This is a genomic window from Pseudonocardia xishanensis, from assembly GCF_039541715.1.
Lineage (GTDB): Bacteria > Actinomycetota > Actinomycetes > Mycobacteriales > Pseudonocardiaceae > Pseudonocardia > Pseudonocardia xishanensis.
Window position 1 is genome coordinate 59,289 of the sequence record NZ_BAABGT010000117.1, and the last position, 22,716, is coordinate 82,004.

The following is a 22,716-nucleotide window of genomic DNA, read 5'->3' on the forward strand; positions in this document are numbered from 1 at the left end:
CCAATCGCGACCGATTCGGGAAGGCCACTCGATGGAGCTGCCGCCGCTGCCGCTGGACCGCACCCGGCCGCTCGCCGTCCAGCTGGCGGACGGGCTGCGCGCGGCCGCCGTCGGCGGGGCGTTGCGGGCGGGGGACCGGCTGCCGTCGACCCGGGAGCTGGCCACCATCCTGGCGGTCAGCCGCACGGTGACGGCGGCGGCCTACGACCAGCTGCTGGCCGAGGGGTGGGTGGAGGGCCGGGTCGGGGCGGGCACGTTCGTCCGTGGGATCCCGCCGCACGTCACCGGGCCCGGACCCGGCGGGGGAGGCGGGGGTGGCGTCTCGGCCCCGTCGGACTCCGGGGTCCGGATCGACCTGCGCCCCGGCGTGCCGTGCACGGAGGTGCTGGACCGGGCCGCGTGGCGGCGGGCCTGGCGGGCGGCGGCGGACGCCGAGCCCGACCTCCTCCCGTCCTATGCGGGCCTGCCCGAGTACTGCGCCGTGGTCGCGGAGCACCTGCTGCGGCACAGGGGGTTGGTCACCTCCGACGTGCTCGCCACCGGCGGCAGCACCGGCGGCCTGGCCGAGGTGGCCCGGCTGCTGGCCGGGCACGGTCGAGAGCGCGGTGCCGAGCGCGCTGGACGGGTCGCGGTGGAGCACCCGGGGTACCAGCGCGCGATCAGCGCGTTCGCCGCCGCGGGCCTGGAGACGGTTCCGGTGCCGGTGGACGAGCACGGCCTGCGTGTCGACCTCGTCCCGGACGGCGTGACGGCCGTCTACTGCACGCCCGCACACCAGTTCCCGCTCGGCGCCCGGCTGCCCGCGGACCGGCGGATCGCGCTGGTCGAGCGGGCGCGGGCGGAGGGCTTCCTGGTCCTCGAGGACGACTACGACGGGGAGCTGCGCTACGACGTCGCGCCGTTGCCGCTGCTGGCGGCGCTGGGCCCGGACGTCGTCGTGCACCTGGGCACGGTCAGCAAGATCCTCACCCCGACCCTCGGCGCGGGCTGGCTGGTCGCCCCGCCCGCCGTCCGCACGGCCCTGCTGACCGAGCGCGAGCGGACGGGCACCCGCCCCGGGGCGGCGGGCCAGCGGGTCCTCACCGCCTTCGCCGGGGCGGGCGACCTGGCCCGCCACCTCCGACGGCTGCGGCGCGAGCTGGGGGAGCGCCGCGCCTTGGTCGTCGCGGCGCTGGCCCCGGTGCTCGGAGACCGGGCGGGGGCGCACGTCCTGGTGCCCCTGGAGTCGGCGGCCCGGGCCCGCGAGGTGCAGTCGAGGGCCGCCGAGCAGGGGATCGGCCTGGACGTGCTGGAGCGGCACGGGAGCGGGGAGGGCGGGATCGTGGTGGGGTACGCGGGCCCCACCCGCGCCGAGCTGGAGTCGGCCCTCCCGGGCGTCGCGGAGCTGTGCGGTCGGTGATCCACGCTCGGGGAGCGGAGCGGGCGCGCGGCGGGCGGACCGGCCCGGTGATCCGCGCCTCGGGCGCGAGACGGTCGGGAATCGACCGGCCCGCTCCCGAGGAGTGGATCAGTCGCCCGCGACCGGGAGCCCGCGGGGAGCCGGGCCGACCGCGCCGAGGCGCAGCTCCACCGACTGCGTGCCCGACCCGCCGACGTCGACGGAGGCGACCGCGGGCACGTGCACGCTCGTGGTGACCGTGTACGGGCCGGGGGCGACGCGGGGGATGGCGAAGCGGCCGTCCGGCCCGCTGGTGGTCGTCGCGACGACCTCGCCCGCGCCGTCGAGCACGGTGACCAGGGCGGCGGCGAGCACCCGCCCGTCCGGCCCGCTGACCGTGCCCGCGAGCGCGCCGCCCGCGGCCAGGACCAGCTCGACCACGGCGCCCTCGGGGGTCACCGAGACGGTGGTCGCGGTGGGCTCGTGGCCCGCGAGGGTGGCGGTGAGGGTCGTCGTGCCGACGGGGATGTCGGCGAGGCGGAAGCGGCCGTCCTCGGTGGTCACGGTGCGGCCGACGAGCCTGCCGGTCGCGTCGAGGGCGAGGACGGCGACCCCCGGGGTGGGCCGGTCGCCGGTGCGGACCAGGCCGCGCACGGCGCCGTCGCCGCGCAGGTCGAAGTCGTGGGCGCGGCCGGTACCGTTGAGGTGCACGGTCGCGACCTCCGGGCGGAAGCCCGGTGCGGTCGCGACGACCAGGTAGTCGCCGGAGGGCAGGCCGCCCAGCGCGTAGCCGCCCCCGCGGTCGACCTCGGTGCGGCCGACCTGGGTGCCGTCCGGCGCGGTGACCGTGACGACGCCGCCGGGGATCGCGGTGCCGTGGGCCGTGCGCAGGGCGCCGGACACCGAGCCCGCGGGCGGGATGTCGTCGGCGGCGGCGAAGCCCGCGGGCGGCGTCGGCTCCCCGGTGTCGACCAGCTCGCCGCCCTCGGCGGCCAGCTCCGCGCCCACGGTCTCGGGCACGCCTGCGACCTGACGACGTCCGGTGAACAGCGACGCCACCGCCCCGACGACGCACGCGGCGACCGCGAACCAGAACGCCGCCGTCAGGCCCTCGGCGAACGGCCCGGAGATCAGGTTCGGGAAGAAGCTGCGGCCGGTGAGGAACTCCGCCTGGGCGGGCGGGATGTTCTGCAGCACCCCGCCGAGCAGCTCCTGGATCGGGTTGTAGCCCAGGAACGCCGCGAACAGCACGCCGACGGGCGGGAGCCCGGCGATGCGGGCGGCGTCCGCCGCGGGGACGCCGTTCTGGACCAGGCCGGAGTTCATGACCGACGGCAGGTTCGTGGAGAGGCCGGCGATCATCAGGCTGAAGAAGAAGCCGATGGACAGCACCATCGCGGAGTTCTGGAACGTGGCCGTCATGCCTGCGCCCGCGCCGCGGGAGTTCACGGGCAGGCTGTTCATGATCTCGGCCCGGTTGGGGGAGGAGAACAGGCCCATCCCGATGCCGTTGACCAGCAGGATCGCGGCGAACGCCCAGTAGTCGAAGTCGACCGGCAGGACCTCCAGCAGCACGAAGCTCGCCGCGGTGAGCACCATGCCGCCGGTGGTGAACCACTTGGCGCCCCAGCGGTCCGAGAGCACCCCGGAGACCGGCGCCGCGGCCAGGAACCCGACGGTCAGCGGGAGCATGTAGATGCCCGCCCAGAGCGGCGTCTCCTCGAAGCTGTAGCCGTGCTGCGGCAGCCAGATGCCCTGCAGCCAGATGATCAGCACGAACTGCAGCCCGCCGCGGCCGAGCGAGGACAGCAGGTTGGCCAGGTTCCCGAGGGTGAAGGCGCGGTTGCGGAACAGCGAGAGCTCGAAGAGCGGGGACTGCACCCGGGTCTCGATGATGCCGAAGACCACCAGCAGCGCGATCCCACCGATGATGCAGGCCAGCACCATCGGGCTGCCCCAGCCCATCACGCTGTCGCCGTAGGGCTGGATGCCGTAGGTGATGCCGATCAGCAGCACGATGAGGCCCACCGCGAAGGTGAGGTTGCCCCACCAGTCCATCCTCGCCCGCACGCGGCGGCCGTTGTCGTGCAGCTTGAAGTAGGCCCAGAACGTCCCGAACAGGCCGAACGGCACCGACACGACGAACACCAGGTGCCAGTTCACCGGCCCCAGCAGACCGCCGACCACGAGGCCGAGGAAGGAGCCCGCGATGGCCGCCACACCGTTGATGCCCAGCGCCAGGCCGCGCTGGTTATGCGGGAAGGCGTCGGTGAGGATCGCGCTGGAGTTGGCCATCAGGAAGGCGCCGCCGATGCCCTGCACGATGCGCCAGGAGATCAGCCAGATCGCGGCGGCGTCCCCCTGCTGCCAGGTGACGGCGAGCAGGATCGACGAGACCGTGAAGACCGCGAAGCCGATGTTGTACATCCGGACCCGGCCGAACATGTCGCCGAGCCTGCCGAAGCCGACCACCAGTACCGCGGTGACGACCAGGAAGCCCATGATCATCCACAGCAGGTAGCCGGTGTTGGACGACTCGAGCGGGTCGATCCCGATGCCGCGGAAGATGTCCGGCAGCGCGATGAGCACGATCGACGAGTTGATCGTGGCCATCAGCATGCCCAACGTGGTGTTGGACAGGGCTATCCACTTGTAGCCCGGGCCCGGCTGTTCGGTCGACACCGATCCTCCAGTTGCACGACGAAAGCAGTTGAACCAGGCTAACTGTTGCGTCGTGCACCGGTCGAGTCCGGCCGGGTGGTATCGCCCACAGGATCAGGCGTTGCCGTAGACCCGCGTCGGCGTGACGAGCACGGCGGTGCGGCCCTCGGCGAGCATCACGCGGTCGTACTCGGCCCAGTCGTCGTGGGTGCCCCCGGCGGCGGTGAAGACCGCGCGCAACAGCAGCCGCAGCTCCTCGGGGTCGGTGTCCCCTGGCCCGACGAGCTCGCTGGTCCCGTCCACCGCCGCCCATTGCCAGCCTGCGCGCCAGAGCAGCGAGGTGGCGGGGCGGTCGCGCAGGTTGCGCAGCTTCACCGGGCCGTACGTGACGTACCCGACGACCGGCGCGCCGGTCGACGGATGGTCGAGGACCCCGGCGTTGACCAGGGAGGAGTGGGGGGTGCCGTCCGCGCGGACCACGGTCACGGAGCACAGGCCGTGCTCCCGGGCGACGATGCGGCGGACGGCCTCGAGGTCGGTGCTCATGCGGGCAGTCTGCTCGTAGTCTCGGCGGCATGGCCGATCTGCTCTCCCCCCGTGACCGTCCCTCGCTGCGCGACCTGCTGGCCGGGCCCGGCCCGCTCGTCGCGCCCGGGGCGTACGACGCGCTGTCCGCCCGGCTGGTCGAGCAGGCGGGCTTCGACGTCGTCTACATGACCGGCTTCGGGACGACGGCGGGTCTGCTGGGCCGCCCGGACGTCGGCCTGCTCAGCGCCGCCGAGATGGTCGACAACGCCCGCCGGATGGTCGCCGCCGTGGACGTCCCGGTGATCGCGGACGGGGACACCGGGTACGGCAACGCGATCAACGTGATCCGCACCGTGCAGTCGTACGAGCAGGCCGGGGTCGCCGCGATCCAGCTCGAGGACCAGGTCACGCCGAAGAAGTGCGGGCACATGGCGGGCAAGGAGATCGTCTCACTGCCGGAGATGCTCGGGAAGATCCGCGCGGCGGTGGACGCCCGCCGGGACCTGCTGGTCATCGCCCGGACCGACGCGGTGGCCGTCGAGGGGCTCGACGCCGCCGTCGAGCGGGCGAAGGCCTTCGCCGACGCCGGCGCCGACCTGCTGTTCGTCGAGGCCCCGACCTCGGAGGAGGACATCGAGGAGGTGGCCTCCCGGCTGGCGGGGGTGGGGCCGCTCGTCTTCAACTGGGCCGAGGGCGGGAAGACGCCGCCGCTGTCGCTGGAGCGGATCCGCGAGCTCGGGTTCTCGCTGGTCCTGTACCCGATCGGCACCCTGCTCGCGGCGACCGCGGGCATCCGCGGGGTGCTGGAGACGCTGCGCAAGGAGGGCACGCCGGTCTCGGCGCTGCCGGGCCTGCCCGCGTTCGACGAGTTCACGGACCTGGTGGGCCTGAAGGAGATCGGGACGTTGGAGCAGAGGTACCGCTGACCTGCGCGAACCGCTGACCTGCACGAACGGCACTCTCGTGCGGTAGGTCCGCACAAGAGTGCCGTTCGTGCGAGCGGGTCGGTGCGCCGGTCGGGTGATGGTGCCGCCTACCCTCCGGGGCATGAGCCAGCGGATCAGGGTGGCCGTCGTCTTCGGCGGGCGGAGCTCGGAGCACGCGATCTCCTGCGTGTCGGCGGGGAGCGTGCTGACCCACCTGGACCGCGGGCGGTTCGACGTCGTGCCGGTCGGCATCGCGCCGGACGGCGCCTGGGTCCTCGGCACGGACGACCCCGCCGCGCTGCAGATCCGCGACCGGGCGCTGCCGTCCGTGGACGCGACGGCGACGGCCCTCGCGCTGCCCGGCGACCCCACCCGCGGTGGGCTGCTGCGGCTGGACCGTGGCGAGGTCTTCGCAGGCGTCGACGTGGTGTTCCCGGTGCTGCACGGCCCGTTCGGCGAGGACGGCACCATCCAGGGGCTGCTGGAGATGGCCGGGCTGCCCTACGTCGGCGCGGGCGTGCTCGCCAGCGCGGCCGGGATGGACAAGGAGTTCACCAAGAAGCTCCTGGCTGCGGACGGGCTGCCCGCCGGGGTGCTGACCGTGCTGCGCCGGGACCGGGCCACGGTGTCGCAGACCGAGCGGGAGCGGCTGGGGCTGCCCGTGTTCGTCAAGCCGGCGCGGGCCGGGTCGTCCGTGGGGATCACCCGGGTCACCGACTGGGCGGACCTGGACGCCGCGATCGCCACCGCCCGCGTGCACGACCCGAAGGTGCTGGTCGAGGCCGCGGTCGTGGGCCGCGAGGTCGAGTGCGGCGTCCTGGAGCTGCCGGACGGCACGCTGCGCGCCTCGCTGCCCGCCGAGATCCGCGTGGTCGGCGGGAAGAGCGACTTCTACGACTTCGAGGCCAAGTACCTGGACGACGTCTGCGAGTTCGACATCCCCGCCAAGCTGGACGACGAGGTGTCGGACCGGCTGCGGGACATGGCGATCGCCGCCTTCCGCGCCCTGGACTGCCAGGGGCTGGCCCGCGTGGACTTCTTCGTCGGCGAGGACGGGGAGCTGACCGTCAACGAGGTCAACACCATGCCCGGCTTCACCCCGATCTCGATGTACCCGCGGATGTGGGCCGAGACCGGCGTCGACTACCCGACCCTGCTGAGCACCCTGATCGACACCGCCCTGGCGCGGGGCACCGGCCTGCGCTGACCGTACGCGGCGAGTGGTGCCGGAGCGCTACCCGTCGCGCACGGTCAACGGACCTGGACGGGTTGCTCCCGCAGGGTGCGCGCGATCGTGTCGCTGATCGTCTGGACGGGGCCGGAGCCGATCCGGGTGGGCGTGGTCAGCGCGACGTAGACCTCGCGGTCCACCGCCACGTACGTGACCAGGCTCGGTTCGGGGGTGCCGTCGGTGATCGTGAGCCAGCTGACCCCGTTGACCTCGGTCAGCGTGGAGGTCGGGGTGAGCTCCTGCGGCCGGGTCAGGCCGCAGCGCAGCACGACGGGACGCGGGCTCGCCGCCCACGCCTTCACGCCCGGCTGGGCGGGTTCGGCGAGGGGCCTACCCGTCGACGCAGGATCGCCGGGGAGGTCGGTGGGCAGCGCGGCGAGCAGGCTCGCGCACGCCTGCCCGCCCGCGGCGGGCGCGTCCACGGGGGCCACGGCGAGCGGCCCGGTCTCCGGTGCGGGCGGGGCGGGGGTGAACCCGCCCGACCGGGCGTACAGCGCCAGGCCCGCGACGACGAGGGCCAACAGCACCGGGAGCGCGATCGCGACGACCACCGCCGGGCGCCGCAGATCAGAGGACGCGCTCACCCCAGCTTGACCACCGGGCAGGTCAGGGTCCGGGTGATCCCGAGGATCCCCTGCACCCTGGCCACGACGAGCTGGCCGAGCTCGTCGACGTCCGCGGCCTCGGCACGCACGATCACGTCGTAGGGGCCCGTCACGTCCTCGGCGCTCACCACGCCGGGGATGGCGCCGATCTCGGCGGCGACGGACGCCGCCTTCCCGACCTCGGTCTGGATCAGGATGTAGGCCTGCACCACGGCGTGCCTCCCTTTCTGTACTCGCTCGGTCCCCCGGACCGTTCGCGGTCCGGTAGGAAAGTCGGAAGGCAACGTACCTGAGGAGGGCCCTTGTCCCCATCGTCGAGCACCTCGGAGTCGAGTGACACACCCGACCTGGGCGGGCTGGGGGAGTTCGGGCTGATCGCGCGGGTGACCCGGGACCGGCCCCCGTCGGCGTCCACGCTGCTCGGTCCGGGGGACGACGCCGCCGTCGTCGCGCAGCCGGACGGGCGGGTCGTGGCCTGCGTGGACGTGCTGGTGGAGGGGGTGCACTTCCGGTTGGACTGGTCCCGGCCGGAGGACGTCGGGCGCAAGGTCGTCGCGGCCAACCTGGCGGACGTCGCCGCCATGGGAGCCGCCCCCACCGGCCTGCTGGTGGGGCTCGTGGCGCCCGCCGACACGCCGGTCGCGACCCTGGAGGGACTCGCCGACGGGATGTGGGCGGAGGCGCAGGTCGTGGGCGTCGGGCTGGTGGGCGGGGACGTCGCCGCCGGACCCGCGCTGATGATCTCGGTCACCGCGCTGGGGACGCTGGAGGGTCGCGAGGCCGTGCTGCGGTCCGGCGCGCGGCCGGGTGACCAGGTCGCCGTGTGCGGCAGGCTCGGCTGGGCCGCGGCGGGTCTGGCCGTGCTGACCAGGGGTTTCCGCTCACCGGGCACGGTCGTCGGGGCGCACCGGGCGCCCGAGCCGCCGTACGCCGCCGGCCCGGCCGCCGCGCTCGCAGGCGCCACCGCGATGATCGACGTGTCCGACGGGCTGCTCGCCGACCTCGGGCACGTCGCCGAGGCCTCCGGCGTGGGGATCTCGCTGGAGCGCAAGGCCTTCGAGGTGCCCGAGCGGCTCGTCGAGGTGGGTGCGGCGCTGGGCGTCGACCCCATGGAATGGGTCCTGACCGGGGGCGAGGACCACGCGCTGGCGGCCACGTTCCCGGCCGGGGCCGCGCTGCCGGAGGGGTTCACGCCGATCGGGCTCGTCGTCGAGGGCTCCGGGGTGACCGTGGACGGCGAGGAGTACGCGGGCGGAGGCGGGTGGGAGCACTTCACCCCGTCGCAACACTCGGGGGGCACGCTGGCGCCGTGACGAAGCTGCTCGTGCACGGTGCGACCCTGCTGACGATCGACCCGGACCGCCTCGATCCCTTCGTGGGCTGGTTCACCGTGGGGGACGACGGGCGGATCACCGCCGTCTCCGCGGGGGAGCCGCCCGTCGACCTGGCGGCGGACGAGACGCTCGACGCGACCGGCATGATCGTCGCGCCCGGGTTCGTCTCGGCGCACAGCCACCTGTTCACCTCCGGCTCCCGCGGGCTCGGCATGGACCAGGCGCTCTACGGCTGGATCCAGGCGATGACGGCCTTCACCGAGAAGGCGGACGCCGAGGACATCTACTGGATGACCCGGCACGGGGCACAGGACTTCCTGCGCAACGGGATCACGACCGCGTACGACTTCACCGACGTCGGGCTGCCGTTCGAGGCGCAGTCGTCGACGTCCTCGGGGTACGTGGGGACCATCCCGCCGGTCGAGTACCAGCACGCCCAGCTGCGCGCGAAGGTGGACGCCGGGCTGCGGCACGTCCACTCGGTGATGCTGGCGCAGGGTGCGTTCTCGTTCGACGAGGCGTTGGCGCACGTCGACGAGACGGTGGCGAGGGCGGCCGCGGTCGAGTCGCCGCTGCACCTCGGCGTGGCCGTGAGCGGCACCGTGCAGTGGGCGGAGTCGGAGGCGACCGCGGAGCTCGAGGTCGCGGCGATGCGCAAGTACGGCCTGCTCAACCAGCCGCACCTGCTGGAGACGGCCTTCGGCGTGGAGGCCCAACAGGCCAGGTTCGCCTGGTACCGGGACGCAGGCGCGCTCGGCCCGGAGCTGGTCTTCGGGCACTTCATCCAGACCACCCCGGAGATCATCGCCGAGGCCGCGGCGGCGGGCTGCGGGATGAGCTGGCAGCCGCTGTCCAACGGGCGGCTGGCCTCCGGCGTGGCCTCGATCCCGGAGATCCGGGCCGCCGGGATGCGGGTGGGCGTGGGGCTGGACGACCAGTCCTGCACGGACAACGCGGACCCGTTCTCCAACTGCCGCTTCGGGATGTACATGCTGCGCGCCACCCGCCACGATCCCGGCGTGATGCCGGTGCGGGACATGCTGATGCTGCACACGCTGGGCTCGGCGGAGGTCCTGGGCATCGCCGACGACGTCGGGTCGCTGCGGGTGGGCCGGTACGCGGACTTCCTCGTCGTGGACCCGCGGGACCCGGACACCGGCCCCGTCTGGGACGCCTACGGCACCTACGTCCTGGCATGCTCCCTGCGCAACCTCAAGCAGGTGTGGTCCGCGGGGTCGCTGGTGGCGGACGGCACCCGCCTCACCGACCCCGAGGCGGGCGAGGTGGTCGCCGAGGTCCACGGCCGCATGCAGCGCATCGCCGCGAGTCTCTGAGCCGACCGCCCGGCCGCCGCCTGGGCACGTTTCGTGCGCTCAGCGCGGCAAGATCACCGAAACCGTGCGCTCAGCGTGGGGCGAACGACGCTGAGCCCACACGACTCGCGATCATCGACGGGCGCGGCGGAACAGCCGGCGCCAGCGGGCGTCGGGCTTGCCCGGGGTCGAGCGCCGCGGCTCGGCGAAGGGGCGGTCCGCGGGATCGCGCGGGGCGAGGGGGAGCGCCGGGATGGTCGCCGGGGCGGGCGGGATCTCGAGGGGCTCCAGGACGGCGGTGGAGGGGCCGGGATCGGGCTCCTCCGCTGAAGCGTCCGCCCCCGGCGCATCCGCCGTGGTCCGTTCGCCCGCCGCCGGATCGGCTTCGGTCCGCTGCGCGGCGGTGGTCGCCTCCTCGGTCGGCCGGGCGGCGGTGTGCTCCACGGCGGTCTGCTCGCCGAGGGTCTGCTCCCCGAGGGTCTGCTCCCCGAGGGTCTGCTCGCCGAGGGTCTGCTCCCCGGCGGTCTGCTCGCCGAGGGTCTGCTCCCCGGCGGCCCGCTCGCCGGCGGCCTGCTCCCCTCCCGCGTCCGTCGGCGCCGGAGCCGGGTTACGAGCCTCCCGCACCGGTCCGGCGGCGCGCCCCTCCGACTCGGACGGGTCGCGGTCGTCCGGGGCGGGTGGGATCGCCAGGTAGGTCGTGGTCTCGGCGGGGGAGCGGTCGGGCGGGGTGGTGCGGGGGCTCACCGCGGACCATCGGTGCCCCGACCGACCCCGTTACGCACTGGGACGGGACCCACAGCGTCCCCTCAGCGACGGGAGAACCCGTGGAGCGCGGCGCCGCGGGCGGTCAGGGTGCAGGCGTGCCGGTGCTCACCGGCGAGTGCCGGAACGCTCACCGACGAGTGCCGGAACCTGCTCTGGCGGGAGGTCACCGCCGAGACCGGTGGCCGCCCCGACGATCCCGCAGGCCGGAGACCCGCCCCGTCCACCGCATCACGGCCGAGGCGATCCAGCGCGCCGCCACGACCGCGCGGCTGCATGGGGCGGTGGACCAGCTCGTCCGGCCGGGGCGCCGCGGCGGGAGCTGGGCACGAAGCTCGCCTCGCCGCGCCGGCCCGTGGCCCCCGGGTCGTCCGGACGGGGCGAAGCGGATCGGGAACGCCCGGCTCGGTTCCCACCGCACCGCCGCCCGGCTGCTCGCCCCGTTTGGCGAGGGGGGCGCGGAGTTCTTCGCGTTCGCGGGCGAGGTCGTCCCCGCCGTCGACGACCTGCCGACGGCCCCGGCCACCGGCCTGCCCGGGGCATCCGGTTCGACGCGCCCGATCCGTCCCCCGTCGAAAGGGCGGCCCCCGGCCTGCGGTGAGCGGGCGCGTCGGGTACGGAGGAGCCGTGCGTCCCCGCCCCCTGCTGGTGCTGATCGGCCTGCTCGCCCTGTCGTTGAACCTGCGCGGGCCGCTGTCGGCGTACCCGCCGCTGCTCGGAGACGTGCGGGAGGGCCTCGGGCTCGCGGCGGGGACCGCGGGCGCGGTGCAGACCGGCGCGATCCTCGCGATGGCCGTCGGATCACTCGTCGGGCCGCGGATCGGGGCCGCACTCGGCTCGACGCGGGCGTTGGGCGCGTCGGTCGGCCTGGTCGCGCTCGGCAGCGGGCTGCGCGGGATCCCGGCGACGGTCCCGTTGGCCCTGGGCACCATCATGATCGGCCTGGGCATCGGGGTCGCAGGGGTGCTGCTGACGTCGGTGGTGAAGGACCGGCTGGCCGACCGGGCGGCGGCGGTGTCCGGGGCGTACGTCGTCGCGATGATGGTCGGCTCGACGATCGTGAGCGCCGTCGCCGTCCCCCTCGCGGTGCTGCTGGGCGGCTGGTCGTTCTCGCTGGCGGTCTGGGCGATCCCGGCGCTGGTCGCGGTGGTCGTGTGGACCGTGATCATGCGCGGCGACGCGCCCGCGCGGTCACGGGTGCCGACGCGGCTGCCGTGGCGGGACCGGTTCGCCCGGTTGGCGTCGGCCTACCAGGCCGGGGTGTCGCTCACCGTCTACGGCTCGCTGACCTGGGTCGCGCCCACCTACGTCGACCGGGGGTGGAGCCCGGCCTCGGCGGGGCTGCTGATCGCGGTCTGGAGCGTCGCGCAGCTGCCCGCGGCCCTGGTCATGCCGTGGCTGGCCGAGCGCACCGGGCGCGTCCGGCCGTGGGCGCTGGTGGTCGTGGCCTGCACCGCGCTGGGGGTGCTGGGCATGATCCTCTGGCCGGAGCCGCCGCTGGTCGGCGCCTGGGCCTGGGTGTTCCTCATCGGGTTCGCCTGCGGCGCGGGCTTCCCGCTCAACCTCGGCGTGATCGCCTGGCGCGCGCCGGACCCGCAGGCCGCGGCGGCGGCGAGCGGGATGGCCCTGGGCGTCGGGTACACCGTGGCCGGCCTCGGGCCGCTGCTGATGGGGGTGCTCGTGGACCTCACCGACGGCTACGCCGCGGCCCTCTGCGTGCTCCTCGGGGCGGCCGGCCTGCAACTCGTCGCGACGCTCGGAATGGGAGACGTCCGACGCCCGAGCGCCGCGGACCGGGTGCCCGCCCGCTGACGTCGGCGAAATCGGTGTCGCCCGACGGGAGGGGCGCTACCGTCCGCTCATGCCGTTCCTTTGACGCACGTCACCGGTCCGCCGCCTGGACCGCCGGGTCACCGGCTGGGCCCTGCTCGCGGACGCCGTCCCGTTCCATCCCCTGTACGCGCTGTTCTCCGCCGACCCACGGCCTGTCGGCGGCGGAGATCGCCGCGCTCCTCGCGATCTGGTCGGTCACCGGCTGCTGACCGAGGTGCCGTCGGGCGCATTGTCGGACCGCGTGTCCCGACGGCGGGTGCTCGCCGCGGGCGGCCTCGTCCAGGCGGGCGCGTACGCCGTCTGGCTGCTCGCGCCGGGCTTCGCCGGGTTCGCGGTCGGGGTCGTGCTGTGGGGGAGGGGATCTGTGTCGCCGCGGCGGTGCTGACCGGCACGTTTCCGGATCCGCCGCGCACGGGGGAGCTGCCGGACGCGGAGGATCCCGAGCCCGCCGATCCGGCCGGGCACCTCCGGCCCGCGGCCGCCCACGCCGAGCCCACCGCGGTGGCGCGCGCCGAGGCGGTGACCGTGCCGGCCGATCTCGGCTACCTCGCCACCCTCCGCGCCGGCCTCGCCGAGGCGGTGGGAAGCCCCGTGGTGCGCGGCGCCCTGCTGCCGCCGGGCTGGTCGGCGTGATCGACGCCCTCGAGGAGTTCTTCCCGCTGATCGTGGGGTCCCGGTCGCCGCGGTGCCCGTGGTGCTGCTGCTCGTCACGTGTGCGGGGCGGCGGGGGCCGCGCTGGGCGGCAGGGCGCGGCGGCTGCGCGCCGGAGGGCTCGCCGCCGTCGTGGCGCTGGCCGGGATCGCCCTGGTCGGGGCCGAGGCGGCGGAGTTCGCGGGTCTCGCGACCCTGAGCCTCTGCTATGGGCTGCAGCAGTGCGCCCTCGTCGTCACCGACGCACGGGTGCAGGACCGGCTGTCCGGCCGCGCCCGGGCCACGGCGACCTCGGTGTCCGCGCTGGGGATGGAGGGTCGTCGCGCTGGGGGTGTTCGCGGGCTGGGCGTTCGGGGGGACCCCGGCGGTGGCCGTCGGGATCCTGGTGGTGGCGCCGATCGTCTGGTGGACCCTGCGGTGACCAGCGGCCGCTCAGTGCACGAAGCCGGGGACCCAGCGCTCGACCGACCCGCGCGCGGCCACCGTGCAGTCCAGCTGCGCCAGGATGTTCATCCATCCCGAGAGCACCCGCATGACCAGCGCGTACTCCGCCGGGAAGCTCAGCGCGCGGCCGGTCTCGCGGTAGGCGCGGTTGGTCGGGTTGACCACCCGGGCGCCCTGCCGGGCGATCCACTCCTCGGTGAAGTGGAACCGCTCCACCCGCAGCGGGTCGGCGAGTGCCCCGACCCAGCGCAGGACGTCCGCCGAGTCCGAGCCCGGCGCGAGGAAGCCCTGCGCGCGGAGCAGGGCGTCGAGCGCGGGGGCGTCCTGCGCGGCCGTCAGCCGCAGGATCTCGACGAGTACCGGCGGGATCCCGTCCGGCAGCGCGGCGGCCGCGCCGAAGTCGATCATGCCGAGCCCGGAGCCGTCCGCCAGGACCAGGAAGTTGCCCGGGTGCGGGTCGGCGTGCAGCAGCCCGACCCGCGCGGGCGAGGCGAACATCGTCTCGACGACCGTGTGCCCGTAGCGGTCCCGGTCCGCCTCCGTGCCCCTGCCACCCAGCAGGTCACGCAGGGGGACGCCGTCGAGCCACTCGCTCACCAGCACCTTCGGCGCGGACGCGACCACCCGCGGGACCCGCAGCCCCGGCCAGTCCGCGAACCCGGCGGCGAAGGCGCGCTGTCGGTCCGCCTCGATCCGGTAGTCGACCTCCTCCATCGTGCGCTCGCGCAGCTCCCGGATGAGGGCACGGGCGTCGATCGCCGGGAAGATCGCGGCGAACAGCCGGGAGAACCGCTCGAGGGTGCGCAGGTCGGAGTCGAGGGCCAGGTCCGCGCCGGGGTACTGGACCTTGACCGCCACGTCCCGGCCGTCCCGCCAGACCGCACGGTGCACCTGGCCGATGCTGGCCGCCGCGGCGGGCTCGTCCGAGAACTCGACGAACCGCTCCCGCCAGCCGCGCCCGAGCTGCTCGGCGAGCATGCGGTGCACGTCGGCCGTGGGCATCGGCGGGCTGGAGGTCTGCAGCCGGGCCAGACCCTCGCGGTACGGACCGGCGATCTCCGACGGGATCATCGCGTCGTACACCGAGAGCGCCTGGCCGAGCTTCATCGCGCCGCCCTTGAGCGTGCCGAGCACGGCGAAGAGCTGTTCGGCGTTGCGCGCCAGGGTCTGCGCGGAGTCCGTGTCCGCCCCGACGAGGGTCCGCCCCCAGTCCCCGACGGCCCGCCCCGCGAACCCCAGCGGGATCGACGCCAGCCGGGCCGAGCGACCGAGGCCGCCGCGGGGAACCTGCTTCTCCGCCATGGACCGGGACCCTAGTGCCCGAACCCCGGGATCCACGTCCGGGCGAGCCCCCGTAGCCCGACGGTGCAGTCGAGCTGGGCGAGGATGCTCAGCCAGCCCGACAGCACGCGCACCACGAGCAGGTGCTCCGGCGGCAGCGCCAGCCGCCGCCCGGTCTCCCAGAACCCCCGCCCGCGCGGGTCCACCATCCGCTCACCCTGCTCCGCCAGCCACTCCCGGCGCAGGTGGAAGCGCTCGGAGCGCAGCGGGTCGGCGAGCGCGCCGACGTAGCGCAGCACCTCGTCCGCGGTGACCCCCGGGCCCGCGAAGCCCTCCGCCTTCAGCTCGAACAGCATCGCCGCGGCATCCCCGGAGGCGAGGTGGTTCAGCACCCGGGCCAGCGCGGGCGGGAAGCCGCCGGGCAGCGCGGCGACCGCGCCGAAGTCGATCAGGGCGAGCCTGCCGTCCCGCAGCACCAGGACGTTGCCGGGGTGCGGGTCCGCGTGCAGCATCCCGAACCGGGCGGGGGAGGACACCACCGTCTCGACGACGGCGTGCGCATACCGGTCGCGGGTCGCCCTGCTGCCGCGTCCCCCCAGCACCTCCCGCAGCGGAACCCCGTCCAGCCACTCGCCGACGATCACCGCGGGCGCGGACGCGACCACCCTCGGCGCGACCAGGTCGCCGGTCAGACCCGCGGCGAAGACCCGCTGGCGGGCGGCCTCGGCGCGGTAGTCCAGCTCGTCGAGCATCCGCCCGCGGAGCTCGGCGAGCACCGCGCGGGCGTCCAGCGCGGGGACGATCAGGCCGAGCAGGCCCGCGAAGCGCTGCAGCGTCCGGAGATCGGCGTCGAGCGCCTCGCCCGCGCCGGGGTACTGGACCTTGACGGCGACCTCGCGCCCGTCCTGCCAGACGGCGCGGTGCACCTGCCCGACGCTCGCGGCGGCCGCGGGCTCGTCGGAGAAGTCGCGGAACCGGCGGCGCCAGTCGCGACCGAGCTGGTTCGCCAGGACGCGGTGCACGTCCCGGGCGGGCATCGTCGGGCCGGAGGACTGGAGCTTCGCCAGCGCCTCGCGGTAGGGACCCGCGAAGTCGGCCGGGATCATCGGCTCGTAGACCGACAGCGCCTGCCCGACCTTCATCGCGCCGCCCTTGAGCCTGCCCAGCACGGCGAAGAGCTGCTCGGCGTTGCGCGCCATGGCGTCCGCCGAGACCTCCTCGCGGTCGGCGCCCGCGAGCCGACGGCCCCATCCGGCCACGGCGCGGCCTGCGAACGACACGGGCAGGGCGGCCAGCGCGGCGGTCCGGGCGGTGCTCCGGGTGGGGATGGCGACGGTCGCTGTGGTCATGGGATGAAGAGTGGCGGCGGCGGGCCGTCGAGACATCGGAGCTGCCACGGAGATCGGGGTGTGGGTAGCACCCCTCAGCGCGAACGTCGCCGCCGTCCTCCGCCTACGGGATCGCCGCCACCAGCTTCTCCACGGTGTTGCGGTTGCGGGCGGTCACCGCGACCTTCCACTCCCTGCGCAGGAACGCCGCGACGTCCGGGGAGTTCGAGATGCCGTCCGGGCACCACTGGTAGACCAGCCCACCGCGCACGGCGATCCGCTCCGGGTCGAGCTCCTCCGGGCTCGGCGCGCCCGTCGGGGCGGGGCCGAACAGCCAGCCCACGACCATCCGGGAGCCGTTGTCGGCGAGATCGGCGAGCGGGTTGCCGTCGAGCGCGGCCTGCAGCTCGTCGCGGGACAGCGCGAGGCACCGGATCTCGACGCCGTACCGCTCCGCGAGCGCGGCCTCGACCGCCTCCGCGACGGCGGCGGCGGGCCCGTCCGCCTCGAAGACGGCGTTGCCGCTCTGCAGCAGCGTCTTGACCTGCGTGTACCCGAGACCGTCGAGCAGCTCGCGCAGCTCGGCCATGGGCACCTTCCGGTTGCCCCCGACGTTGACCCCGCGCAGCAGCAGCGCATAACCCGGCACCCGCGGAACCTACCGCTCACCGCATCGGGGTGACCCTGAGCCATTCTCCGGGACGGCCCCCGTGATCCTGCCGTGACGTTCTGACAGTGTGGGACGAGTACTCACGAGACCCACTCGGCGAAGGGGAGCCCGGTGCACCACCTGGACGCGATCACGGCACTGTTCGACGCCGTGCTGCACAGCGTCTGGCTGCTGCCGGTGCTGACGTTCCTCATCGCGCTGGACGGGCCGTTCCCGGTGCTGCCCAGCGAGACCCTGCTGACCGTCGCGGCCGCCGCGTGCTTCGGCACCGGGGACGTGCTGGGCGTGGTGGGGCTGTTCGCCGCGGCCGTCGTGGGGTCGGTGCTGGGCGACCTGTTCGTGTACTCGCTCGGTCGTTCCTCGAACCGGGTCCTGCGGGGCGCGGGCACGAAGGAGGACGGGCTGGGGGCCTGGGTCCGCCGGAACCTCTACACCCGCCCGATCGTGGCGTGCGTCGGCGCGCGGCTGATCCCGGGCGGGCGCCTGGTGAGCACCGCCGCGTGCGGCCGGGTGAACCTGCCGCTGCGGATGTTCCTGCCCGCCACGGCCGTCAGCTCCGCGGTCTGGAGTGTCTACATGCTGCTGGTCGGCGCGGTCCTCGGCCCGCTGACCAAGGGCGACCCGCTGCTGTGCCTGGGCGCGGGCATCCTCATGGCCGGGATCACCGCGGGCGGCTTCGAGATCGCCCGCCGCGTCCGGCGCCGGATCCTGGCCAGGCGGGCCGCCGCGGCGCTGATGAACGCCGCCGACACCGCCCCGGCGCCCGTCTCACTCTGAGACGGGCGGGGCCGCGCCGCGGCCCCAGACTGGGGATCGTGCAGGACGACGTGTGGACCGGCGAGGTGGGCCCCGAGAACGCGGCCTGGTTGGCCACGGAGAGCCGTACCGCCCGTCTGGCACGCGAGTACCGCCCCGTCGACCTCGGGGACGGCAGGATCCGCTACAGCACCCGCGCGCTGGGTGCCGCGCGGGAGCTGGGCGAGGAGGAGGACGGCTACTTCACCGACGACGCCGAGGGCCTCCGCGTCTGGATCGGCGACGACGCGTTCGAGCTGGAGCTCGATGAGGAGGACGCCGGGCGGCCTCGGCCGTAGCGCAGGAGGTCGAGGTGGCCGAGCACCCTGCTACGGCGCGTAGACCAGGTGCAGGGTGCCGTTCTTCAGAGCGGTCGCGCTCTGCAGCGGCAGCGGGGTCGACGGCGTGCCCTCGGGGAACAACCGCGCCCCCGTCCCGACCACGACCGGGTGCACGAGCAGGTGCAGCTCGTCGAGCAGGTTCTCGGCGATCAGCCCGCGGACCAGCGCGACGCTGCCGCTCATCCCCAGGTCCGGCCCGTCGCCCGCCTTGATCTCGCGCAGCCGCTCGACCCAGTCGGCGCCGAGGACGGTCGCGTTGCCCCACTCCGCCGAGGTCAGCGTGCTCGACACGACGAACTTCGGCGGCGCCGCCATCTGGTCGGCGAAGTCCTGGCCCGCGAGCGGGGCGAAGTGCTCGGCGAAGCCCGTGTAGGTCGTGCGGCCCAGCAGCATCCGCGGCTGCATGAGCGTGCCGACGACCGCGCCGACCTCGTCGTCGAAGTAGGGGAAGTGCCAGTCCTGGGGGTCCTCGACGACGCCGTCGACCGAGGTGAAGAGGCCGGCGATGATCCTGCTCATGATGTCCTCCGGGGGGTGTGCGCTGGTGTCGTCGGTACAGACCGGACACCTCCGCGGAACTCATCGGCCGGGACCCAGCGGTCCAGGGCGGCCGCCATCCCGTCCGGCTCCGTTCCGGCCCAGGCCACGTAGCCGTCCGGGCGGACCAGCATGGCAGGCCCCGCGGCCGCCTCGACGGCCTCGAGCCCGGGGACCGCGGGCCATCCCGCCGGGGCGACCCACAGCGGTCGGGCGGTCCGGCTGCGGACCGCGAGCGGGGCGCCGACGGTCTCCACGTCCGGGGCGAAGCGCCCGGCCAGCGGATGGTCGTCCCCGGTGTCGTAGCGGACGTCCGCGCCGCTCATCAGGTCCGCGATGCGACCCCGAACGACCGGCTCGGCCATCAGCTCCGCGACCAGGGTCCGCAGGGCGGTGGTCTCGCTGCCCGGGGCGAGCAGGGCCGACTGTGCCTGCGAGGACACGACGACCCGCTCGGCGGCGGGCCTGCGCTCGCTCTCGTAGCTGTCCAACAGGCCCGTGGGTGCGGTCCCGCGCACCTCGGCGGCGAGCTTCCAGCCGAGGTTGGCCGCGTCCTGCAGACCCAGGTTCAGTCCCGGCCCGCCGATCCCGGAGTGCACGTGGGCCGCGTCCCCGACGAGCAGGACGCGCCCGACCCGGTACCGGTCGGCGAGCCGGGTGTTGCCGCCCCGCAGCCTGCGCAGCAGGTGCGGCCCCGCCCCCGCGGGAGGGGCGAGCGGCACGTCCGCCCCGAGGACCCGGCCGAGGCTCTCCCGCATCTCGGCGAGGCTCATCGGGTCGTCGGGTTCGGGGGTGTCCCACTCGGTCGTCGTGACCAGGTCGGCACGGCCGGGGAACCGGGCGAAGACGACGAGCCCGCGGTCCGTGCGGTGGTGCGCGAAACCCGGCACCCGGCCGTAGCCGGGAACGGTGAGCCCGCCGTCGGCGTCGACCCACTCGCTCGGCACCGTGACGTGCGCGGACCTGCTGACCGAGTCGTCCCGGGTGACGCCGGGGAACCCGATCCCGGCGAGCCCGCGGATCGTGCTGTGCCCGCCGTCGGCGCCGACGAGGAAGGCCGCGGTGACGCGGGAGGTGCCGGTGGGGCCGTCGACCTCGACCGTGACGCCGCCGCCGTCCTGGTCGAGGCCGTGCACGGCGTGCCCGCGGCGCACCTCGACGCCGAGGTCCGCGGCGTGCTCGGCCAGCACCCCCTCGAGTCGGCGCTGGGGCACACCGAGGACGTGGAGGGGGTGGTCGTCGAGGTCGGCGAGGTCGAGGGGGAGGGCGCCGAAGACGAACGCGGGCGCGGGCCGCGGCCTGCCGGGGGCGAGCCGCTCGTACAGACCGCGGCGGTCCAGCAGCCGGACGACCTGGCCCACCAGGCCGTTGGCCTTCGGCTCGGTCGCGGGTTCAGGCAGTGGGTCCAGGACCAGGGGGCGGACCCCCGCGAGGGCGAGCTCGGCGGCCAGCATCAGGCCGTTCGGGCCCGCTCCGGCGATCACGACGTCGGTCATGCGTCCTCCCGGGACGACGGGGGCTCGAGCCCCGAGGAGAGCAGGTCGAGGGCCTCGGCCAGCAGGGGGCCCAGCGGCCGCGGGGGATCGGAGCGCAACCACTGCTCGGACGCGACCCCGACGGCCGCCCCGACCGCGGCCGCGACGAGGCGCGGATAGAGCGCGTCCCGGTCGGTGCCCGTCCGCTCGGCGACGGCGGCGGCGAGGGCGTCGGCGGCCGCCGCGTCCGCCCGTCGCAGCGCACCCTGCAGCGCGGGCTCGGCGACCATGATCCGGACCCCGGCCGTCCACTCGGCGTCGGGTCCGCGTCCTCCGGCGTCGGCCGCGTCGAGCGCGAACCGCGCCAGGACGGCCTGTGAGAGGGCCTCCCACAGCGGCTCGCCCGCGGGCCGGTCCCGCAGCGCCGCCGCGATCCGCAGGGTGCGCTCCTTGTGCCGGTAGGCGATGGCGTCCGCCTTGGTGGGGAAGTAGTTGCGGAAGGTGCGCACCGAGACGCCGGCCTCGTCGGCGATGTCCTCGATCCGCGCCCCGTCCAGCCCGCGCTCGACGACGAGCCGGATCGCGGCCCAGCTCAACGCCAGGCGCGTGTGCTGTTTCTTGCGTTCCCGGAGCCCCGCCACGACGACGACCCTGTCGAGAATGCTGCCGATCCGGCAGAAATGCTTCTCAGGCAAGTTCAGCATCGAGAGCACTGCTCTTGACGGGGGTCGCGACCCGGTGTTCACTGTTCTCAAGCGAGAGCAGTGCTCGCACTCTGGAGGCGATGATGAACGACACCACCCGGTACCTGGTCCCCGAGGCCGTCGACGCGCGCTTCAACAGGATGGTCGCCGCCCTGGCGCGGCGCGGGATCAGCCTGATGGGCAGCAGGGTCCTCGCCGTTCGCGGGCGGAAGTCGGGGGAGTGGCGCACCACCCCGGTCAACCTGATGACCGTCGACGGCGTGCGCTACCTCGTCGCGCCGCGCGGGCACACGCAGTGGGTGCGCAACATCCGGGCGTCGGGCGGGGGCGAGCTGCGGCTCGGTCGTCGGGTCGAGCCGATCACGGTCACCGAGCTGGCGGACGCCGACAAGCCGCCGGTCCTGCGCTACTACCTGCGGAAGTGGGGCTGGGAGGTCGGCCGCTTCTTCGAGGGCCTCGACAAGGGCGCGACCGACGAGGAACTGCTCGCCGTGGCACCGGGCTTCCCCGTGTTCCGCATCGGGTAGAGGCTGTCCGGTGCCGGTGGGGGCTCCCCAGTCCACCGGCACCGGTGTTCGGTTCAACGCGGGAGTGGGCCGCGAGTTTCGGTCGGATCATCACAAAGGCCGTCGTCACGCCGAACGTAGGACGTGGCGCGATGATCGGTCGTCTCACCGGCCCGACCGGATGCACCCGGCGCGATCCCCGACGGTCGCGCCTGCTCTACCGCAGGGCGAGCGGACGGGCGGATCGGACAACCCGGCAGCAACCACCCGCTGTCCGCGCGCCCGGCCGCGTGCCCGGCTAGCGTCGCGCCGGTGACCGACGACCAGGGCTCAGACGACCAGGGCTCGGGCGGCGAGAGCACCCTCACGGTGATCATCGCCGGCGCGGCCAACGCACTCATCGGGGTGCTGAAGCTCGTCGCGGGCCTGCTGACCGGGTCGGCCGCGATGCTCGCCGAGGCCGCGCACTCCGTCGCCGACACCGCCACCGAGGGCCTGCTGCTCACCGCGCTGCGCCGCTCGGCCCGCGCCCCGGACCGTCGACACTCCTTCGGGTACGACAAGGAGCGGTACTTCTGGGCGCTGATCGCCGCGGTCTCGATCTTCGTGTCCGGCGGGGTGTTCGCGATCTACGAGGGCATCCGGTCGATCGTCGGCGAGGAGGCCGAGCAGACCCTGGCCTGGGTGGCCTACGCGGTCCTCGGGGTCTCGTTCCTGCTGGAGGGCACCTCGTGGATGCAGGCCGTGCGGCAGGTGCGCCGCGAGGCCGCCGCCGAGCGGGTCACGTTCTTCGGGTGGCTGCGGGGCACGGACGACCCGACCGTCAAGACGGTGTTCTTCGAAGACAGCGCCGCGCTGATCGGGCTCGTGCTCGCCTTCGCGGGGGTGGGGCTGCACCAGCTCACCGGGAACGGCATCTGGGACGGCATCGCGTCCCTGCTGATCGGGCTGCTGCTGACCGCGGTCGCCTACATCCTGGGCGGGACGAACAAGGGCCTGCTGATCGGGCGGCAGGCGGACGTTCGGCTGGTGGCGGCGATCCGGCGCGAGCTGGCCGCCCGCCCCGAGGTCGAGGCCGTGGTGGACCTGCTCACGATGATGCTCGGCACCGACAGCGTGCTGCTCTGCGCCCGCCTGGACTTCGACGGCCGGCTCGGCGCGGACGACCTCGAACGGGCGTGCGTGACGATCGACGCGGCCCTGCGGGAGCAGTTCACCGACCTGGCGGAGATCTTCCTGGAGCCGGTGCCCCGCACGGACCCGACGATGCGCGCCCGCGTCCTGGACCGCTACGGCCGTACCCTCGACGCCTGACCGGCCCCCGTAACGCACGAACGGCACTCTCGTGCGCTAGTGCCATGTCTCAGGACATGGGTGACGAGTCTGCATCAGGACATCGGTGACGCTGTGGGT

Annotated in this window: 24 protein-coding genes; 12 read left to right on the forward strand and 12 right to left on the reverse strand. The window is 74.6% G+C overall.

Annotated features, from left to right (window positions below):
* Window positions 1-31: 31 nt before the first annotated feature.
* Window positions 32-1,399 (forward strand): aminotransferase-like domain-containing protein, encoded by a 1,368-nt coding sequence (locus ABD993_RS33550; RefSeq protein ID WP_345427202.1) that lies wholly within the window; start codon window positions 32-34, stop codon window positions 1,397-1,399.
* Between the two features lie 108 nt (window positions 1,400-1,507).
* Here ABD993_RS33550 and ABD993_RS33555 read toward each other — a convergent pair whose 3' ends face one another.
* Together ABD993_RS33555 and ABD993_RS33560 are read right to left on the reverse strand one after the other, a co-directional pair.
* Window positions 1,508-3,997, reverse strand: a complete 2,490-nt coding sequence (locus ABD993_RS33555; protein ID WP_345427245.1) for an MFS transporter — start codon at window positions 3,995-3,997, stop codon at window positions 1,508-1,510.
* 156 nt (window positions 3,998-4,153) lie between these two features.
* On the reverse strand, window positions 4,154-4,585 hold the full coding sequence (locus tag ABD993_RS33560) for a TIGR03618 family F420-dependent PPOX class oxidoreductase (RefSeq protein WP_345427204.1): 432 nt from the start codon (window positions 4,583-4,585) through the stop codon (window positions 4,154-4,156).
* A 29-nt stretch (window positions 4,586-4,614) separates the two neighbouring features.
* On the opposite strand from ABD993_RS33560, the gene ABD993_RS33565 reads away from it, so the two are divergent.
* On the forward strand, window positions 4,615-5,493 hold the full coding sequence (locus tag ABD993_RS33565) for an isocitrate lyase/PEP mutase family protein (protein WP_345427206.1): 879 nt from the start codon (window positions 4,615-4,617) through the stop codon (window positions 5,491-5,493).
* A 121-nt stretch (window positions 5,494-5,614) separates the two neighbouring features.
* A complete protein-coding gene (locus ABD993_RS33570) occupies window positions 5,615-6,700 on the forward strand; it encodes a D-alanine--D-alanine ligase family protein (protein WP_345427208.1) in 1,086 nt (361 codons plus the stop codon).
* A 44-nt stretch (window positions 6,701-6,744) separates the two neighbouring features.
* Here ABD993_RS33570 and ABD993_RS33575 read toward each other — a convergent pair whose 3' ends face one another.
* Together ABD993_RS33575 and ABD993_RS33580 are read right to left on the reverse strand one after the other, a co-directional pair.
* Window positions 6,745-7,308, reverse strand: a complete 564-nt coding sequence (locus ABD993_RS33575; RefSeq protein ID WP_345427210.1) for a DUF3515 domain-containing protein — start codon at window positions 7,306-7,308, stop codon at window positions 6,745-6,747.
* Entirely contained in the window at window positions 7,305-7,541 is a 237-nt protein-coding gene (locus tag ABD993_RS33580) for an Lrp/AsnC family transcriptional regulator (protein ID WP_345427212.1), read from the reverse strand. Before ABD993_RS33580 ends, ABD993_RS33575 begins: the two co-directional genes overlap by 4 nt.
* 90 nt (window positions 7,542-7,631) lie before the next feature.
* Here ABD993_RS33580 and ABD993_RS33585 point away from each other — a divergent pair, with 90 nt between their 5' ends.
* Together ABD993_RS33585 and ABD993_RS33590 are read left to right on the forward strand one after the other, a co-directional pair.
* Window positions 7,632-8,642, forward strand: a complete 1,011-nt coding sequence (locus ABD993_RS33585) for a thiamine-phosphate kinase (RefSeq protein ID WP_345427215.1) — start codon at window positions 7,632-7,634, stop codon at window positions 8,640-8,642.
* Window positions 8,639-9,997 carry an amidohydrolase family protein gene (locus ABD993_RS33590; RefSeq protein WP_345427217.1) on the forward strand — a complete coding sequence of 453 codons (1,359 nt, stop codon included), beginning with the start codon at window positions 8,639-8,641 and terminating at the stop codon, window positions 9,995-9,997. The genes ABD993_RS33585 and ABD993_RS33590 overlap by 4 nt, the downstream gene beginning before the upstream one ends.
* A gap of 111 nt (window positions 9,998-10,108) precedes the next feature.
* Here the strand turns inward: ABD993_RS33590 and ABD993_RS33595 are convergent, their stop codons facing one another.
* Window positions 10,109-10,720 (reverse strand): hypothetical protein, encoded by a 612-nt coding sequence (locus ABD993_RS33595; RefSeq protein ID WP_345427219.1) that lies wholly within the window; start codon window positions 10,718-10,720, stop codon window positions 10,109-10,111.
* A 645-nt stretch (window positions 10,721-11,365) separates the two neighbouring features.
* On the opposite strand from ABD993_RS33595, the gene ABD993_RS33600 reads away from it, so the two are divergent.
* On the forward strand, window positions 11,366-12,550 hold the full coding sequence (locus tag ABD993_RS33600; protein WP_345427221.1) for an MFS transporter: 1,185 nt from the start codon (window positions 11,366-11,368) through the stop codon (window positions 12,548-12,550).
* A 70-nt stretch (window positions 12,551-12,620) separates the two neighbouring features.
* On the opposite strand, the gene ABD993_RS33605 is transcribed toward ABD993_RS33600, so the two are convergent.
* On the reverse strand, window positions 12,621-12,770 hold the full coding sequence (locus tag ABD993_RS33605; protein WP_345427223.1) for a hypothetical protein: 150 nt from the start codon (window positions 12,768-12,770) through the stop codon (window positions 12,621-12,623).
* A 42-nt stretch (window positions 12,771-12,812) separates the two neighbouring features.
* Here ABD993_RS33605 and ABD993_RS33610 point away from each other — a divergent pair, with 42 nt between their 5' ends.
* Together ABD993_RS33610 and ABD993_RS33615 are read left to right on the forward strand one after the other, a co-directional pair.
* Window positions 12,813-12,956, forward strand: coding sequence for a hypothetical protein (locus ABD993_RS33610; RefSeq protein ID WP_345427225.1), 144 nt, complete (start codon window positions 12,813-12,815; stop codon window positions 12,954-12,956).
* Window positions 12,920-13,204, forward strand: a complete 285-nt coding sequence (locus tag ABD993_RS33615; RefSeq protein WP_345427227.1) for a hypothetical protein — start codon at window positions 12,920-12,922, stop codon at window positions 13,202-13,204. Before ABD993_RS33610 ends, ABD993_RS33615 begins: the two co-directional genes overlap by 37 nt.
* A gap of 450 nt (window positions 13,205-13,654) precedes the next feature.
* On the opposite strand, the gene ABD993_RS33620 is transcribed toward ABD993_RS33615, so the two are convergent.
* The 3 genes from ABD993_RS33620 to ABD993_RS33630 all read right to left on the reverse strand — a co-directional run bounded on the left by ABD993_RS33620 (window position 13,655) and on the right by ABD993_RS33630 (window position 16,924).
* On the reverse strand, window positions 13,655-14,968 hold the full coding sequence (locus ABD993_RS33620) for an ABC1 kinase family protein (RefSeq protein WP_345427229.1): 1,314 nt from the start codon (window positions 14,966-14,968) through the stop codon (window positions 13,655-13,657).
* Window positions 14,969-14,979: 11 nt separating this feature from the next.
* Entirely contained in the window at window positions 14,980-16,296 is a 1,317-nt protein-coding gene (locus ABD993_RS33625; RefSeq protein WP_345427231.1) for an ABC1 kinase family protein, read from the reverse strand.
* A gap of 103 nt (window positions 16,297-16,399) precedes the next feature.
* Window positions 16,400-16,924 (reverse strand): DUF1697 domain-containing protein, encoded by a 525-nt coding sequence (locus ABD993_RS33630; protein ID WP_345427233.1) that lies wholly within the window; start codon window positions 16,922-16,924, stop codon window positions 16,400-16,402.
* Window positions 16,925-17,056: 132 nt separating this feature from the next.
* Here ABD993_RS33630 and ABD993_RS33635 point away from each other — a divergent pair, with 132 nt between their 5' ends.
* Both ABD993_RS33635 and ABD993_RS33640 read left to right on the forward strand, forming a co-directional pair.
* Window positions 17,057-17,722, forward strand: a complete 666-nt coding sequence (locus ABD993_RS33635; RefSeq protein WP_345427235.1) for a DedA family protein — start codon at window positions 17,057-17,059, stop codon at window positions 17,720-17,722.
* Between the two features lie 38 nt (window positions 17,723-17,760).
* Window positions 17,761-18,039 carry a hypothetical protein gene (locus tag ABD993_RS33640; RefSeq protein ID WP_345427237.1) on the forward strand — a complete coding sequence of 93 codons (279 nt, stop codon included), beginning with the start codon at window positions 17,761-17,763 and terminating at the stop codon, window positions 18,037-18,039.
* A 30-nt stretch (window positions 18,040-18,069) separates the two neighbouring features.
* Here the strand turns inward: ABD993_RS33640 and ABD993_RS33645 are convergent, their stop codons facing one another.
* Genes ABD993_RS33645 through ABD993_RS33655 form a run of 3 tightly spaced genes read right to left on the reverse strand, consistent with a single transcriptional unit; the run spans window position 18,070 to window position 20,797 of the window.
* On the reverse strand, window positions 18,070-18,600 hold the full coding sequence (locus ABD993_RS33645; RefSeq protein WP_345427239.1) for a dihydrofolate reductase family protein: 531 nt from the start codon (window positions 18,598-18,600) through the stop codon (window positions 18,070-18,072).
* Window positions 18,597-20,114, reverse strand: a complete 1,518-nt coding sequence (locus ABD993_RS33650; protein WP_345427241.1) for an FAD-dependent monooxygenase — start codon at window positions 20,112-20,114, stop codon at window positions 18,597-18,599. Before ABD993_RS33650 ends, ABD993_RS33645 begins: the two co-directional genes overlap by 4 nt.
* Window positions 20,111-20,797, reverse strand: coding sequence for an acyl-CoA-like ligand-binding transcription factor (locus ABD993_RS33655; protein WP_345427243.1), 687 nt, complete (start codon window positions 20,795-20,797; stop codon window positions 20,111-20,113). The genes ABD993_RS33650 and ABD993_RS33655 overlap by 4 nt, the downstream gene beginning before the upstream one ends.
* Before the next feature lie 83 nt (window positions 20,798-20,880).
* On the opposite strand from ABD993_RS33655, the gene ABD993_RS33660 reads away from it, so the two are divergent.
* Entirely contained in the window at window positions 20,881-21,324 is a 444-nt protein-coding gene (locus ABD993_RS33660; RefSeq protein ID WP_345427246.1) for a nitroreductase family deazaflavin-dependent oxidoreductase, read from the forward strand.
* 291 nt (window positions 21,325-21,615) lie between these two features.
* Window positions 21,616-22,617: a cation diffusion facilitator family transporter gene (locus ABD993_RS33665; RefSeq protein WP_345427244.1), complete on the forward strand. Its 1,002-nt coding sequence runs from the start codon at window positions 21,616-21,618 to the stop codon at window positions 22,615-22,617.
* Window positions 22,618-22,716: the final 99 nt, after the last annotated feature.